General features: G+C 30.8%; 15 protein-coding genes and 2 pseudogenes. 1 reads left to right on the top strand and 16 read right to left on the bottom strand.

From position 1 onward, the window contains the following. Positions 1 to 21: 21 nt before the first annotated feature. From psyc5s11_RS01545 to psyc5s11_RS01485, 13 genes are all read right to left on the bottom strand, one after another. Positions 22 to 1,377, bottom strand: coding sequence for an MATE family efflux transporter (locus psyc5s11_RS01545; protein WP_375541981.1), 1,356 nt, complete (start codon positions 1,375 to 1,377; stop codon positions 22 to 24). Between the two features lie 33 nt (positions 1,378 to 1,410). Further along, positions 1,411 to 1,797, bottom strand: coding sequence for a MerR family transcriptional regulator (locus psyc5s11_RS01540; RefSeq protein WP_224035912.1), 387 nt, complete (start codon positions 1,795 to 1,797; stop codon positions 1,411 to 1,413). A gap of 15 nt (positions 1,798 to 1,812) precedes the next feature. Continuing rightward, positions 1,813 to 2,445, bottom strand: coding sequence for a flavodoxin family protein (locus tag psyc5s11_RS01535; protein ID WP_224035911.1), 633 nt, complete (start codon positions 2,443 to 2,445; stop codon positions 1,813 to 1,815). 380 nt (positions 2,446 to 2,825) lie between these two features. Continuing rightward, a complete protein-coding gene (locus psyc5s11_RS01530) occupies positions 2,826 to 4,340 on the bottom strand; it encodes a phosphohexomutase domain-containing protein (RefSeq protein WP_224035910.1) in 1,515 nt (504 codons plus the stop codon). 163 nt (positions 4,341 to 4,503) lie between these two features. Further along, positions 4,504 to 5,421, bottom strand: coding sequence for a transketolase family protein (locus psyc5s11_RS01525; RefSeq protein WP_224035909.1), 918 nt, complete (start codon positions 5,419 to 5,421; stop codon positions 4,504 to 4,506). Further along, positions 5,421 to 6,242: a transketolase gene (locus psyc5s11_RS01520; RefSeq protein WP_224035908.1), complete on the bottom strand. Its 822-nt coding sequence runs from the start codon at positions 6,240 to 6,242 to the stop codon at positions 5,421 to 5,423. Before psyc5s11_RS01520 ends, psyc5s11_RS01525 begins: the two co-directional genes overlap by 1 nt. Before the next feature lie 155 nt (positions 6,243 to 6,397). Next, the gene (locus psyc5s11_RS01515) at positions 6,398 to 8,539 is read right to left on the bottom strand and encodes a BglG family transcription antiterminator (protein ID WP_224035907.1); all 2,142 of its coding nucleotides are present in this window, start codon (positions 8,537 to 8,539) and stop codon (positions 6,398 to 6,400) included. Between the two features lie 573 nt (positions 8,540 to 9,112). After that, positions 9,113 to 9,757 carry an AAA family ATPase gene (locus tag psyc5s11_RS01510; protein WP_224035906.1) on the bottom strand — a complete coding sequence of 215 codons (645 nt, stop codon included), beginning with the start codon at positions 9,755 to 9,757 and terminating at the stop codon, positions 9,113 to 9,115. Positions 9,758 to 9,894: 137 nt separating this feature from the next. After that, a complete protein-coding gene (locus tag psyc5s11_RS01505; protein WP_224035905.1) occupies positions 9,895 to 10,737 on the bottom strand; it encodes a class II fructose-bisphosphate aldolase in 843 nt (280 codons plus the stop codon). A gap of 48 nt (positions 10,738 to 10,785) precedes the next feature. Further along, positions 10,786 to 11,181 carry a tetratricopeptide repeat protein gene (locus psyc5s11_RS01500; protein ID WP_224035904.1) on the bottom strand — a complete coding sequence of 132 codons (396 nt, stop codon included), beginning with the start codon at positions 11,179 to 11,181 and terminating at the stop codon, positions 10,786 to 10,788. 33 nt (positions 11,182 to 11,214) lie between these two features. Then, complete coding sequence (locus psyc5s11_RS01495) at positions 11,215 to 12,516, bottom strand: PTS sugar transporter subunit IIC (RefSeq protein ID WP_224038109.1); 1,302 nt, start codon at positions 12,514 to 12,516, stop codon at positions 11,215 to 11,217. Between the two features lie 18 nt (positions 12,517 to 12,534). Then, positions 12,535 to 12,843, bottom strand: a complete 309-nt coding sequence (locus psyc5s11_RS01490) for a PTS sugar transporter subunit IIB (RefSeq protein ID WP_224035903.1) — start codon at positions 12,841 to 12,843, stop codon at positions 12,535 to 12,537. Positions 12,844 to 12,938: 95 nt separating this feature from the next. Next, entirely contained in the window at positions 12,939 to 13,391 is a 453-nt protein-coding gene (locus tag psyc5s11_RS01485) for a PTS sugar transporter subunit IIA (protein WP_224035902.1), read from the bottom strand. 202 nt (positions 13,392 to 13,593) lie between these two features. Between psyc5s11_RS01485 and psyc5s11_RS01480 the strand changes: the two are divergent. Further along, positions 13,594 to 13,794: pseudogene (locus psyc5s11_RS01480) on the top strand (IS1380 family transposase); the annotation flags it as partial. A 490-nt stretch (positions 13,795 to 14,284) separates the two neighbouring features. Here psyc5s11_RS01480 and rhuM read toward each other — a convergent pair. From rhuM to psyc5s11_RS01465, 3 genes and pseudogenes are all read right to left on the bottom strand, one after another. Beyond that, the gene (gene rhuM, locus psyc5s11_RS01475; protein ID WP_224035901.1) at positions 14,285 to 14,965 is read right to left on the bottom strand and encodes a RhuM family protein; all 681 of its coding nucleotides are present in this window, start codon (positions 14,963 to 14,965) and stop codon (positions 14,285 to 14,287) included. A 639-nt stretch (positions 14,966 to 15,604) separates the two neighbouring features. Beyond that, positions 15,605 to 16,141: a Uma2 family endonuclease gene (locus tag psyc5s11_RS01470; protein ID WP_224035900.1), complete on the bottom strand. Its 537-nt coding sequence runs from the start codon at positions 16,139 to 16,141 to the stop codon at positions 15,605 to 15,607. Positions 16,142 to 16,310: 169 nt separating this feature from the next. Further along, positions 16,311 to 16,670, bottom strand: a pseudogene (locus psyc5s11_RS01465) (DUF1016 N-terminal domain-containing protein). Between the last annotated feature and the right edge of the window lie 117 nt (positions 16,671 to 16,787).

The raw sequence follows: 16,787 nt of genomic DNA, 5'->3' as shown, positions 1-16,787 counted from the left end.
ATTTTAAATTATTTATTCCTATTAAATCGCATGAAACTTCGTCCATCTTCCACTAATGTACCGCCATACGAAAATAATTGACTTGACAATCCAATCAATAAACATAGCTACCCATGTGCCGAACATTCCCATGTTGAAATAAACGCCTAGCAGATAAGATAAAGCAATACGACAGAAGAACATAGATAAAATTCCAACAATCATTGGGAATTTAGCATCGCCTGATGCACGGAATGTTATAGGCACCGTGTATGCAAGCGGCCATATTAATACCATCATTATTCCATGAGCCCAAATGGTTTGTGTAGTCAAAGCTGTTGCTGCCTCTGACAATCCATAGATTCCCAATATGCCTTTGAGTAATGCAAGTACCACTGCACAACTTATTACATGGGTTACATACACAATACCAGTTATCTTTTTAGTGTAATATTTAGCCTGTTCATAATCACCAGCACCTATACATCTTGATATTATTACGGTCAATCCAAGACCAATTGCCATACCTGGGAGTACTTGAAACATAACGATAGTTCCCGACACCGCATTTGCCGCTATTGAAGCAGTTCCAAAAGAAGCAACTAGACTAAGTACAATAATTCTTCCAAAATAGAACAAACCATTTTCCAATCCGTATGGAACACCAATGCTTAATATTCTTTTTAGCATTGGCCAATTAAATTTGTGCTTAAAACTTTTCTTTATATATATTGGATGTTTTTTATTCAAAGCTAATGTGATAATAATAACACCAGCTGCAATACGAGCTATGGTAGTTGGTATCGCAACACCCTCAGTTCCAAAGTGGAAGCCATAAATAAGTACTGCATTTCCTATGGCATGTGCTATGTTCATAGCAAGCATTATCTTCATAGGCAGCTTTGCATTACCCATAGTACGAAAAATTGCGGCTCCAGCATTATACAATGCTAAAAATGGAATTGATATTGCTGTAATCATTAGGTAAGTATTCGCAGCATTACGTACTTCATCAGTAATATCACCAAATAAAACATTTAAAATAAACGGTTTTATAAGATAAATAATAACCATTATTATAACGGAGAAAATAGCAGAAAACCACACTAGCTGATTAGCTGCTTCTCTCGATTTCTCCACCTGCTTCTTACCCATATACTGTCCTGCAATAACTGCACCACCAGTAGCTAGTGCTGCAAATAAACTAATTAAAAGTGCCATGACGAAGTCCACTAAAGACACACCTGACACAGCATATTCTCCTACAGATGACACCATAATTGAATCTGCGAGTCCCACCAAATATTCTAAAAATTGCTCTATTATAAGCGGTACGAACAATTTAAGTAAATTTTCATTTGTAAATAACTTTTTTGTCATTAAAGTTTTCTGCTCCAATTTTAGTCCTCCTGCTTATACGTTTTTCTCTAGTTAATCATCCGCCTTTTTTAATTCTTCTTCTTTTACAAATACTCTTTCTTCATATCCATCAATTTTTTTATCTAGACGTTCATATGTTTGTTGCATTTCTTTAATTTTTTCAGCAAGCCGACTACGTTGTTCTATTAAAAGTTCTTTTCTAGCCTTGATTGTAGAATTTCCCTTTTGGAACAAGGTTTCGTACTCTACTAATACTTCAATGGAAAGTCCTGCACCACGCATACATTTCATAAAATGAACCCACTTACAATCGCCTTCCGTATAATCCCTTATTCCACTCCCATTTCGATTCACTGGTGGAATCAGACCAATTCGCTCATAATACCGCAATGTATCTGCTGTCATATCATATTTCTTACTTACTTCTGTAATTGTCATAAAAAGGTACCTCCTTTACCTAATGAAATTTGTAAACGTAGTTTTTTCTCTTTCAGGGAAAGCAATACCTGCTTTTATTCCAGCTTCTTTGCATTTTAAAAAGAATGCCATATTTCTGCCTAAGGTACGCATAATTTGAAGCCCTTCTATATCATTTTTCACATCTTCTGGAGTTTGACCGTGTACCATATTCCAATATTGTGAAGAAACAATTGGCATCTGCATTAACGTAAAATATTTATTTAACTGATCAAAAGTTGCTGTAGTTCCAGCTCTTCTGGCTGATATGACAGCTGCTGCAGGTTTCAAATAAAAAGACTCCTTACCTGAACATAAATCTGCATAAAATAAACGATCCATAAAAGAAGTACTTGCGCCACTGGCCGCTGCAAAGTGTACTGGAGAACCAAATATATACCCATCAAAATCTCCTGCTATTTTAAGAAATTCATTTACTTTGTCATCAAATACACAATGTCCTGTATTAACACAGCTTTTGCAAGCAATACATCCAGCCAATGGCTTTGTTCCAATTTGAAATATTTCCGTATCTATTCCTTCATGATTTAAAGTTTCTGCCACTTCGCTTAGTGCTGTATAGGTACATCCTTTTTCATGTGGACTTCCATTTACTAATAATACTTTCATAATTTTATTCCTCCATTTGCTAAAAATTCATTTTCAAAATTATTCATTTTTTGTATCCGTTTTTTTACTTGTATTTCTTTGCTCTATGTATACCCTATCACTTGGAGTCCACTCCAAGTCAAGTATTTTTCAGATATTATTTAAAGAAAGTTCCATTGCATCTAGCACTTTCGCACCTGGACTATACTTTTTAATATCCGATACACTGTATCCTAATCCATATCCTATTATGCTAGACTTCTAGTCCTTAAATTTTGAAACAAAAAGAATCATGAATAACTTTAGGATTTTTCCTTAATTCCACTCATGATTCTAAATTAGCTTTTATTATATTATAATTTTCTCCCTAAATGATACTGCAACTGATTAAAGTATTATTTTCACTTGATATCACTTAAATCTAATTCATTATATTTATCTAAAAAAATAACTAATTTATCTACAATTAGTTGATTTCCACCTTTGATATCAGATTCTATATTCAATGCTAAAACAGGTTCATGTAATGATAATCTTAATAAAAACCAACCATCTCCATTAGTCTTATCACAAGTTACTCTAACACCTTCATAATTATTATTTACTATACTAAAACCCTCTGTTGATTTTACGTAATTTTGTAAATCTGTTATTATTTTTGCACCATAATCTTTAACATTGTCATTCTTAATTTCAAGCCTAAAATCTGAGCTCTCCCATGGCATTTTTAAATCTTTTATTAAACTTTCAATTCTTTTTCCTTCCTCATTAAGCTTAGCTATTTTGATTAGTATCTTAGCTATTAAGTATGCCCCATCATCTAGGAAATAGTTTTCTTTAAGAGCTGCATGGCCTGATGTTTCAATAGCTAAGTAAGATTCTTTTTCTTCCTTGTTTAGTCTTACTGCTTCATTTATAACATTTCTATATCCTCTCTTGAATCTATGATGAATTCCTCCTAATTTATTAATAAATTCACCTAACCCAGTTGAAGTTATTGAATCCGTTACTATTATAGAACTTTGATGTTCTTCTAGAATAATTGAGGAAACTAGCGCTATTAGTGCATTTTTGTTTATTTCCCTTCCATTTGAATCTACAATAGCAGCTCTATCTACATCTGTATCAAAAATTATTCCTAAATCTGCATTATTGACTAACACTGCATTTCTTATATATTCCATAGCTTCTTCATTTTCTGGATTCGGAATATGATTGGGGAATCTTCCATCTGGTTCAGTAAATTGGCTGCCACTAATATCTGCTCCTAATACTTCTAATACTTTATAGGCAAAAAATCCTCCAGCTCCATTTCCAGCATCGACAATAATTTTAAAGCCTACTAAAGGTTGATTATAATTTTCTTTAGATGATACTCCATTTCTGATTATGTTAACTAATACTTTTGAATATTCATCAATAAAGTCAACTTTTGAAATCTTACTACTATTTATCCCATAATAACTTTCTTCTTTGGATGCTATTGAAAGAATGCTTTGTATATCTTCCTTTTCACATCCACCTTCTCTAGTAAAGAACTTTAATCCATTATAATAGTAAGGAAGGTGGCTTGCTGTAATCATAATAGAGCCATCACATTTATAATTTTCTAAAACAGTAGTCATAAACATTGCTGGTGTTGTCGCCATTCCACAGTCGTATACACTACACCCTAAATCTGTTAGTCCTTCAATTACAGTAGCTTTTAAATCTGGTCCGGATAATCTTGAATCCATTCCAACAGCTACTTTTAAATTCTTACCTTTTGTATTTATTTTATTTTCTAATAATTTCACAAATCCATAAGATATAAATTTTGCAACTTCAGGAATTAAATTAACTTCTTTTCCAGCCCCATCAATTGCTACTCCTCTTATATCTGAACCGTTTTGTAACTTATTATAATTAGCTAACATAATATACCTCCATCTATTTTCTCTATCTTTTTGCATTAGTATTATTAAAAAACAAAAGTTTCAATAAATTCACAATATTATACTTTTCTATATATAAAAATGCCCTAATAATTTTCTATTAGGGCAATAATAAGTTTAATTTAAAGGGCTACTATGTCATTTATTAAAATGATTTTACAGTTTCAATAATATTTTCTGTTGTTAAACCATAATACTCTAATAGTGCATTTGGGGTACCTGATTGACCAAATGTATCATTTAATCCTATTAACTTAGTTTTTGTAGGCAATTCTTGTGATAACACTTCACAAATAGCAGAACCTAATCCACCTATTACGCTATGTTCTTCTACGGTTACAACCTTACCAGTTGCTTTTGCTACTTTGATAACTAGTTCGCTGTCCAGTGGCTTTATAGTAGAAATGTTAACAACAGTTGCATTAATTCCTTCTGCTTTTAATTTTTCTGCTGCGTCTAATGCTTTAGCTACCATTAATCCAGTTGCAATTATAGCAACATCCTTTCCTTCTGATAAAACTTCACCTTTTCCAATTTCAAACTTATAATTTTCATCATGAATTGTTGGTGTCGCTAACCTACCAAGTCTTATATATACTGGTCCATAATATTCTGCGGCTGCATATATTGCTGCTTTAGCTTCTACATCATCAGCCGGATTTAATACTACCATATTGGGTATACTTCTCATTAATGATATATCTTCAATTGCTTGGTGAGTAGCGCCATCTTCTCCAACAGTTATACCTGCATGAGTTGCTGCTATCTTTACATTTAGTTTGGGATAACATACTGAGTTTCTAATCTGTTCGAAAGCTCTCCCTGCTGCAAATACAGCAAATGTACTTACAAATGGTATTTTACCACTTGCTGCAAATCCTGCTGCAGTTCCAATCATATCTTGTTCTGATATACCCATATCAAAAAATCTTTCAGGACATGCATTCTTGAAATCTATTGTTTTTGTTGCTTTTGCTAAATCTGCATCTAATACTACCACTTTTTCATTTTTACTTAATTCTACTAACGTTTGTCCATATGCTTCTCTAGTTGCTATATTCATTATGCTTCTCCCCTTTCTAATTCTTCGATAGCTGCTTTTGTTTGTTCTTCATTTGGAGCTGTTCCATGCCATGATGCTTGATTTTCCATGAATGATATGCCCTTACCTTTTACTGTTTTTGCAATTATAACTGTTGGCTTACCCTGAACTTTTTTAGCTTCATCTACTGCATTACTTATAGCTTCTAAATCATGTCCATCAATTTTAATTACATTCCAGCCAAATGCTGAAAATTTCTCATCAATTGGATTTATGTTCATAACTTCTTCATTTGAACCATCTATTTGTAATCCATTAAAATCTAACACTGCTATTACATTATCTAATTTGTAGTGCGCCGCAGTCATTGCTGCTTCCCAAATCTGACCTTCTTGAACTTCCCCATCACCAAGAATTACATATATATTGTGATCTTTATTATCAAGTTTTGCAGCTAATGCCATACCATTTGCTGCTGATAAACCTTGACCTAATGACCCCGTTGACATATCTACTCCTGGAGTTGATTTCATATCTGGATGACCTTGTAGTATTGATCCAAGTTTTCTAAGTGTTATTAAATTTTCTTTTGGAAAATACCCTCTTTCAGCAAGTATTACATAAAGTGCAGGCGCTACGTGACCCTTTGATAATACCAATCTATCTCTATCTTCCCATTTTGGATTTTGAGGATTAATATTCATCTTATCAAAATATAATACAGTTAATATATCAGCCACTGATAAAGAGCCACCTGGATGACCTGATTTTGCTGCTGATACAGCTTCTATTATATTTATTCTTACATTTTTAGCTGTCTTCTTTAATTCACATATATTCATTAGCATTTCCTCCTAATTTTTTCAGTTTATCTATTATAATAAGAATTTCTTCCCAATCATTACATTCTAAATTATAAAGGAGTTTAACTCTACTTTAAATAGATTTAAACTCCTTTCTCTTTCTAAACAATTGGGAAAAATATACCTGTTTCAAATTATTTATTAGAGTATTTATTTATTATATTAATAACTTCCTCTGTTGTTTTTGCTTTAAATATACTTTTCAAATCTTCGCTGTTCTGTAAAAGTGCAATTAGCTGTGACAGTGCCCTTAGATGAGCTTCTCTGTCTTTAGCAGCTAATGTGATTACTAGCTTTACAGGATCATTAAACTCACTTCCAAATTTAACAGGATTTTTAATTGTCATAAGACTCATAGATAATTTATTTACTCCATCTTCAGTCTTTGCATGAGAAAGAACAATTCCTGGCGCTACTACCATGTATGGTCCGATTTCCTTTATATTATTAATTACTGCTTCCTCATAACTATTTTCGACGTAACTTTTCTCTCTAAGTACCTTCATTCCTTTTCTAATGGCTTCTTCCCAATACCTGCACTCGACGTTTAAACTTATCATATCTGCCGTTATCAAATCATTTAACTTATATCCGAAATTCTTTGTGGTAAGCTGCTGTCTTTCCTTTTTTAATTCATACATGAATTCATACTTAAGTTGTTCAGCATCATTTATTATACAATACTTACCAGATATATTTATAAGTCTGTTTATAAGCTGCATCTCTACTTCATAGTTTTCCTCTTTTTTGTATTTTACCTGCAGATATTGGGATAATTTTTCATAATCCTTTTTAAGCATTAAAGGGTTTATTTTTATATATGAACCATTACTTATATCAGGAATATCTACAGTGCTTATTATAAAGTCATATTCTATATCTTTTAAATCTTTTACCATTCTACTAGAAACAGTGTCCATTATTTCTACCTGAAATTTATTTGAAATTTGAGATGCTACCATCTTGGCCGTTCCAAGACCTGTTCCACAAACTATAATAACTTTTAATATTTTCTTTTCCTCTTCCTTTGCATTTTCTAAAGCTGCTCCTAAGTGGAGTGCAATATAAGTTATTTCATGATCATCTATTTTATTTCCTATAAAATCCTCAAGATAAATAGATACTAACTTAGTATTTAAGAATAATTCATTATAATTTATTCTTATTTCATCATAAAGAGGGTTTATTAATTTTAAATTAAATTTAATTCTATAGATACTTGGTCTTAAATGTAAAACAAGTCCCTCAACCACCTTGTCTCTCTTGATACCGAAATCTACACTATAAATTTTTTCAATCTCTTCGGTCATTTTTTTACAAACATTATAAAGATTATCCGGATTATATTCATTTATATTATATATTTCGTTAGTTTTAAGAACCTTTGATCCTAAAAGATGAAGTGTAATATAATTTATTTCTTCTTCAGGAACTTTTATATTATAATGTACCTCTATTTTTTGTAGAATTTTTTTTGCTACTTCATATTCTTTACCTATTTTTAGATTTTCTAGCTTTATTTCCGGAATACTAATATCTGTGCCAAGCTCAACTCTCTTAATCATCATTGTCATATGAGTAATAAGACTTCCATAAGCTTCATCACTAAATTCTTTATTAAGTTCTTCTTCTACACTTTTTATTAAGCCATCAATAAAATCTATATCTATATCGGAAAATAAAGTATCAAATTGGAGATTATTAATCTTTGATTTGACAGTTCCTTTTTTAACATAATTCACAATATCTTCTGTAGAAATTGTTTCTGATGTAATTTCTCTTATAGCTTTTCTCTTATTTTCTTCATTTCCTTCTACAATAATTCCTACTCTTGGTTTTCGGATAATTTTTAATTCTCTTTCATTAAGCCACTTTTCTATTAACTCTAGTTCTTTAAAAACAGTATTTTTTGATACACACAATTTGCTTTCAAAATATGAAAGTTTAACAGGTTCTCTTGATTGTAAAATCTTCATAACAATAAATTCAAATCTTTCATTCTTTGAATAAATATATCTGTAAGGAGTATATTCTCCGAAAAAGGAATCAAGAAATTCATTTAACCCTGGTTCCATAATAAGCTTTATACCCTTTAAATGTTGCTTATCTAAATATTGAAATCCATTTTTAACGAGAAACTCCTCGATTTTATCTATCTTATATCTTATAGCTCTATCTGTAAGTTTATATATTTCTGCCAATTCTTGAGCCTTAATATAATCATCCTTTTCTTTTAGATATTTAAGAATTTCTGTACAACTTTTATTAAGCTCCATTAAACACTTCCTATTCTATATCTTATTATTATAAGTATTATGTCTTTCATATTTCCCTCTGTCGAGATGTTGTTCCACCTCATCCTGTAGAAACTGTTGAATTATGTTACCAAATAGGCGCTGCCTCAGTCCATTATTTTATCCTAAATTACCCATAACATGGTGTTATATCCTACATTTCGATTTATTTCTACATATAGTTTACTATAACAACTATGAAATATGCAACCATACATTTTTTATTTATAATCATACTATCATAATATGGTAAAATGTAGGCCATCATAAATGCTATTTAGCTATCTACACTATATTTCTTTCATAAATTCTTATATTATTCTCCCAATAGATACCAACTATATATACAAAAAGAGCGCAAATAAATTTGAATTTACACAAATCCATTTACGTTCCCTCTTTAGATTTAGCTCAAAAATATTTCTTATTCTTAGAGCAAACGTAAACCTAGTAGTGAACCAGTTTTTTATCAATGTCTTTACCTTTTTTCTTCTGTAGTTGTATGTATAAATAATTGTCTTTCAGTTAACGTAATTGTCAAATAATCTCCATATTCTAAAAAGTTGATTGTTTGGTACTTACATTTACACTATTGTTTTCATCCAACAGTCTTATATCTTCCAACAACCTAGAATAATTCACTTTTTTGTAATCTGTTGCATCCACTTCATATAATTTTCCTAATTCAAACGTGTCATATCCTCTTGTTGTACATCTTTCTATAAATTCTTCATAGGTTAATAAATTATCTGCTTTACTTCTATCAGCTAAATGATCTCCCTTTTTGTAAGAGGTCACAATATGACTTAAATGCCTTGTGGTGTCTAAATCCCGCTTCTTTTGTCGCTCAAACAATACATCTAAATCTGCAAATAAGCGAATAGTAACAACCTTATAATCATATCTTTCTACTAATTGCTGAATACGAGGTTTCTGTTTCTGACTAAAAGGATAATCAGACATGATATTGCTACCTACTTGCATTTGTTGTTCCATTTTTTCATAGTACTTCGCCCATGCTATCTTTTCTACTTCCTGCTTTTCTTCTAAATTATTATAGCCATACACATCACAATAATATTCTTTCAATTCATCCTGAGACAGAACATAAAATGCACCTAATTTATTCTTGATCATATTACTTAAGTAGGTTTTTCCTGTTCCAGGTAAACCTGCTAATAAAATCAAAATTTTATCCATTCAATCACCCCATAATTTATATATTAAGAAAGAGCACAAGGAATTCCCTGTACTCTCCTTATTATTCTAATCTTCTCTATCTCTTATGGAAAAGACTAGCAGAATTCTCGTAATTATTTTGCTTCAGAGAGACTACCTTATTTATTCATAAAGATATCAATTTTATGTTTTACAATTTCTTTTATTGCCTCATTACAAGGAATAATATTATGACGTAATGACTTGTCTACTTTTGTTTCTGCAAATGTTTCTTTCGCTATTTTTGTCCATGTTACTAACAACTCAGTCCCTACATTAAATTTACGGATCCCATTATCAATTAATTCATGAATATCCTTTTCATTAACACCTGTACCCCCATGAATAACTAAAGGTATATCTACTAGCGCATTGATTTCTTTTAATAGTGGTATATTTACTTCTGTTTTAGATTTATATTGACCATGATTAGTGCCGATTCCAATTGCCAAAGCATCTACACCTGTTGCTTTAACAAACTCTACACATTGCTTTGGGTCAGTATAAACCTTATTATCCTCACTTACATGAATTCCTTCTTCAGTACCACCTATCGTCCCTAATTCACCCTCTACAGAAACACCATGTCTGTGTGCATATTCTACTACTGCACTTGTCTTCATAATATTCTCTTTAAATGATAAATTAGAACCATCAAACATAACTGATGTAAATCCTTTGTCGATTGCCTCTTTAATATCATCAAAATCCCTTGCATGGTCAAAATGCAATACCACATCTACCATTTCTTCTGTGGCCATAGACTTACATACAGCAACTAAATTTTCATGACCAATATATTTTGCAGTATCTACACTTGTTTGAATAATAATTGGTGCCCCTTTCTCTTTTGCTGCACGTATCATATCAGGTATCATCTCTAAATTATGTGCATTAAATGCACCAACTGTATAATTCAATTCTTCTGCTCTTTGTGTTACCTCTTTTAATGTTGTATACATAATGAATCATTCTCCTCTTTTTATACTGATTTTTTATTTTATTCCTTATTACAAGCCACGTGTAACATCTTTAGAAACTTGCATCATTTGATCCATTTTCTTTAGATATACCTGTAATGATTCTTCATCATTTGCTTTTGCTGCTTCTGCGCGCTTCTTGTTATATAGTTTAAATAAAGCTTTGTAAGCATCTCCTACAGATTTTTTCGACTGAATACTTTTTTCAAATGCATCAATCGCATTATCTTCTTCACCAAGCTCATTAAACGCTAATCCAATCTCTTCATAAATTTTGGATTGTTCCTCTACAGCTACTTGATCTACCTCTTCTTTCTTCAAATAGATAGTACGTAATAATTCTTCTTTACGTTCTCCTGTTAACACTACTACTTCTATAGCTTCTCTTTTCTGTTCTTTATCTTTCTTCTTAGCAAATCCAAACATTACGTAAACCTCCTTCTATCTCTTTATCATATTCTAAACTGCTTTTAAGATTGGACCAATGATCCATGCATATAGTAAAGCTGCTGCTACTGTATCCACATCTGTCGCTGTTGCATTGGCAAATCCCATAGACATAAAAATTGTTACTAACAGTGCCGGTAATAATGTAATGAAGAAACCATGTGCAATACCGCCAATAATTGCTCCACGACGCCCTCCTGTTAAGTTACCAAATATACCAGCAGTACCACCAGCAAAGAAGTTTGTTAGCATGCCTGGTAAGATCATTGCCAAACCAAAGGTAGGCAATACAAACATTGCGACAATAGAACCTATAGTAGTTGTGATAAACCCTAAAATTACTGCATTAGGACTATATGGAAATAGTACTGGACAATCCAACGCAGGTATTGCATCTGGAACTAAACGCATTGCAATTCCTCTAAATGCAGGGACAATTTCACCTAGTAATAAACGAACTCCTGATAATAATACATACACACCTACTACAAATTGAATAGCTTGTAAGAATGCAAACATTATATAGTTGGTAGTTCCTGATAATGTAGCACCGAACTCTGGACCTGCAAACGCTGCTGTAATCAAATAAAGAGGAACCATAACTACCATCACTGATAAATATGTATCTTGTAAAAACTCTAATTGAGCAGGTAATTTGATATCTTCAATTGATTTTTTATTTTCACCTTTTTCACCAAATAGTTTCGCTACACCTGCTTCAAATATATACCCAATCGTACAGAAATGTCCTAGCGCAATATCATTCGAGCCAGTAATCTTACGAACAAATGGTTGTGCAATTGCTGGCATAGCTACGGCAAAGACGCCTCCAATAAAACCACCTACTAAAATCAATGCAGCACCACGTAAACCTGAAACGTAACCAAATACTGTTGTCATAGTAGCCATCCAAAGAATAGCCTGACCAGTTAAAAAGATATATTTCCATTTTGTGAATCGCGCAATTAGAATATTAAAAACAAATATAGCTAAGAAAGTTAATGCGATACTACTACCTAGCCCTAACGTACTCATTGCTTGACCATTAATTGCTTCAATCGAAGGAATAATCCCTTGCATATGGAAACCTTCAGTAAAAATCTTACCAAAATACACTAAACTACCAACTATAATACCAGCACCTGATGACAATACCAAAAAACCCAACATCGTTTTTAACGAACCTGAAATAGTATGCCCTATTGATTTCTTTTGTAAAATCAATCCCAACATAGCAATCAATGCAATTGTAATTGATGCTTGTGTTAAAATATTTTGGATAATAAAATTTACAACACCCATTTTTTTCACCATCACTTTCTTACTTTATTTTTAAACTAAAATACCTTTTTCTTTTAATACCGGAACGATTTTTTCTTCAATCTCTATTTTAGATACAATATTTCTCAAATAAACAATTGTCGTTTGTTTAGTATCAATTGAGTATTTCTCGAATTGTGATTGGAAATTTTGTGCAGTAATGATAATATCCGCTTTAACTGATGATGCAGATGAAATATCACTATGATCCAATTTTGCATCTACACCTAACTTGATTAATACATCTTCCGCTACCATTTGACAAGCCAAACTACTTCCTAAACCTGCTCCACATACAAATAAGATACTAACTTTTTTCATGTCACACTCTCCTTTAATCAATATTTTTTGCTATCCCCTGCAATTGCCCCTCCTTTCTTTCTTTTTATCTATTCAATTATTATTGAATTTACATTTTAATATTTGTTAATCATCTGAATAGCCTCTTCAACTTCTTCTGAATTCATCAGCTTATTTAAATCTTCAGCATTCATTAACAGTTCCATAAGCTTTTTTATAACTTTCATATGAGCTTCGCTGTCAACAGCCGCCAGAGTAATTATAAGTTTTACAGGATCGTTCATTTCACTTCCGAATTCAATTGGATCTTTAAGTGTCATGAGACTCATAGAAAGTTTTTTTACTCCCTCCTCAGGTCTTGCATGTGAAAGAACCATTCCAGGTGCAATAACCATATAAGGTCCAAATTTTTCAAAATTATTAAGTATAGCCTCTGTATATCTCTCTTCTACAAAACCCTTATTTATAAGGATTTCTGAACCTTTTCTAATGGCATCTTTCCAATCCATACATTTAACATTAATTTTTATAACCTCTTTGTTTAGCAAGTTGCTTAGCAAATTTTTCACCGTCCTTCCTTATGTTGATTTACTTTATAGGCTAATTATACCTAAGTAGGAAGTTGTTTTGAATATGTTTACAGACCATTCTTTTTCTAATTACTTCGGAAAAAAAGCAACCTATATGTAAGAAGAAAGAAAAGGAACGGTAAATCGTCCCAATGACTGATTTTCTGTGAGATTGAGATATTTATTGTTGGATAGTCCCGAAATAACGATATATATAGATAGTACTGTGGAGAATGTTGAAGGAAATCAAGAAGGATCTATGAAAGGATATAATCCTAATAAACACTGTAATAAATGCTATAACGTTTTGATGTCCTTTTGTTCTGAGCTCAAATACTTTGTGACAGGATTTCAAAGATCCGGTAATACATATGCCTCAAATGGAACGGCAGAAATCATAAAACCAGCTACATGGAGTCAAGAAAGAAGAAAGCTTACCCAAAAGTGATTCAAGAAAAAATGTTTGAGTATGAAGAATGTGACCATGATTTTTACGTAACCAACATGGATATTAATTCCCATGAAGCAGTAAATTTCTATAAAAAAAGAGGTACGTGTGAAAAGAAAGGATACAATTTACATGTTACGTAACCAACACTTCCATTTACTAATAATACTTTCATAATTTTATTCCTCCATTTGCTAATAATATTTTCACAGTTTACATCTTAAACTTAAACACTTTTGGGAGTAATTTGTTATATGTATACCCTATCACTTGGAGTCCACTCCAAGTCAAGTATTTTTAAGATATTATTTAAAGAAAATACATCCCCAAGGAAATCATATTATCCTTGGGGATGTATGCTTATTTTTATTTCTATCACGCTTCTCCTGTTTTTGTTGCACTAACTTTTTATATAAAATTCTTTTTCTTCTATGCTTTTAGTTTTTTATACTATATGAATATTATTAGTCCAACTAATTTCTTTTAAAGACATTATTTCTTTTTCTGTTAAATAATTTTTTGCAATTGTTATATCCATTTTTCTAACTTTATTACCGTTCCAAGTTGTAAGCCCCATATTATCTTTATTATAATCTACTCTTTCTGCAATAAGTTCTGCTGCAGTGTGACCATGTATTGCAAAATGTAATTTATTTTGAACAGTTGCAAAAAACTGTTTAGCCATTTCTGTCTTAGGATTATAATCTACTGATAATGCATATATATCTGTAATTTTTTTATAAGATCTCTTTTCAGAAGCCCTTATATCTCTAATACGTTCTAGTAATTCATCAAAATAATCTTCGCCTAAATTTTTCACTTCTTTCAATCGTTCATCATTCATTGTGAATCCTTTTACTAGATATTCATTAAGTCTTTCTGTTGCCCAACGTCTAAATTGTGTACCTCTATGTGAACGAACTCTATAACCTATGGATATTATCATCTCAAGGTTATAAAATGATACTTCACGTTCAACCCTTCTATTTCCTTCATTTTGAACTATCCGGCTTTTCCGGTTAGTTATACTTTCTTCTAATTCACCTTCATTATAAATGTTTATTATATGATCATTAATTGTTCTTACATTTTTTTGATATAACTCCGCTATTGCTTTCTGAGTCATCCAAACTGTTTCATTTTCTACTTTTCATTTTTAAATAGCTCCTTTGACTTTATAGTAAAAATTATATCTTAATATTAAAAACTTGTGTACTTTATTTAAAAGTACAGCCTAGGTATTCATTATCTTAATAATTTTATTCTAGTATGGTGGATAATAATTATAACATTCCTTGTAAACCTTTATATTCCCTATAAATTGTTATATGTTTTTATTTTTAAATGCTTTTATTGTAAAACACTTAAGCATATAACTTTAAAAAAAACTTAAATTCTTAAATTCTTAAATTCTTAAATTCTTAAATTCTTAAATTCTTAAATTCTTAAATTCTTAAATTCTTAAATTCTTAAATTCTTAAATTCTTAAATTCTTAAATTCTTAAATTCTTAGTATTATAAATCGCTTACATGCTAGGTTCAACTATAATATTATATAATTTTCAACTAAAAATAAGAGAGCTAACCACGTAGTAATTCTGATTTTCTAATAGCTTTATTTCAAACATGCAAATTTAAAATTAAATTTACACTCCGTGTAAATAAAGCCAGGAAATCTAATCATTTTCTGATTAAAAATTCCTGACTTTTAACATGAGTTTTTTAGTGGTGTACACCAATTATATAATTATCAACAAATAATATTTTACACTTCAAACAATTCTATATCTTTTAAACATATAGTCAAGTTGTTAAATATGTTTACTTTTACTTCATCTTCAAAAGAGAAATTAATTTCTTTATTTTCAAAATAAACTTTAATAGTTTTATCCAAATAATTTACTATCCAATACTCTTTAACACCTTTGTCTAAATATAATTCTTTTTTTATGGTATTCTCCATTTTGATTGAACTTGGACTAACTATTTCGCATATAAAATCTAGTATGCATACTATATTATTTCCCACGAGTTCAAATTTATTATCACATATTACAAACAAATCTGGAACAATAGGCTTTTTTAAATCAGCAATATTTATTGGCTCATTAGGATTGGCTAAACACAAATCGGTTTTATCTGAAAATACCTTGCAACTTTTTCCTTTTAAATAATTATAGAAATCATTAAAAAGTTCACTATATACAATACCATGATTTGGATGTGGCGATGGACTTATATACTTTACATCATTTATCCATTCTACAGTCATATTTTCATAATAACAATTTAAATTAGACATTATAAGCACCTATTCCTTTTTTCATTTCGAACCTACTCTTCCTAAAAAAATCTGGTGTTATTTTATTTTCTTCTCTAAGTAACTTTAAATCATTTACTATTGTTTCTTCTGCCTCTTTAAATATAGCTTACATCATTGAACCAATTCCCTCTCTTAAAGTTCTTACACTTCATCTTTCAGTATTACAAATGGTTGCATAGAACTCTCTTTTTAAATTATCTTCCAATGATATAAGTTCCTTGATATGAGACCATGTTAATTGTTGCGACAGTGTAGCGACAATTTCCTCTGTTGAAAATGCTTCATAAAATCAAACCATTCTAAACAGATTACTTCTGCTATATCCATTTCCATAGTTACCTGTTAGTTCTTTACTTAAATTGTCTATTATCTTCTTTCCGTAATCAGCTCTTTCTTTTTTTATAATATCTTCTTTTATTGTTCTTCCAATATTCCAATATAAATTTATAAGTTCAGTATTAACAGACCTATAAACTTTTTCCTTAGTACCATCTATTAAACCAGCTATTTCATTTCAACCTTTCTTATATTCTTATATTCTAAGTTCAACTATATTTTAATAACTTTCCACTAAAAATAAGAGAGAAAGTCAGGTAGTAATCCTGATTTTCTCTCTATCTTTTAA

This window comes from Clostridium gelidum (assembly GCF_019977655.1).
Taxonomy (GTDB): Bacteria; Bacillota; Clostridia; order Clostridiales; family Clostridiaceae; genus Clostridium; species Clostridium gelidum.
The sequence above is the reverse complement of the archived record's forward strand: the minus strand, read 5'-3'. Positions and strand labels throughout refer to the sequence as shown.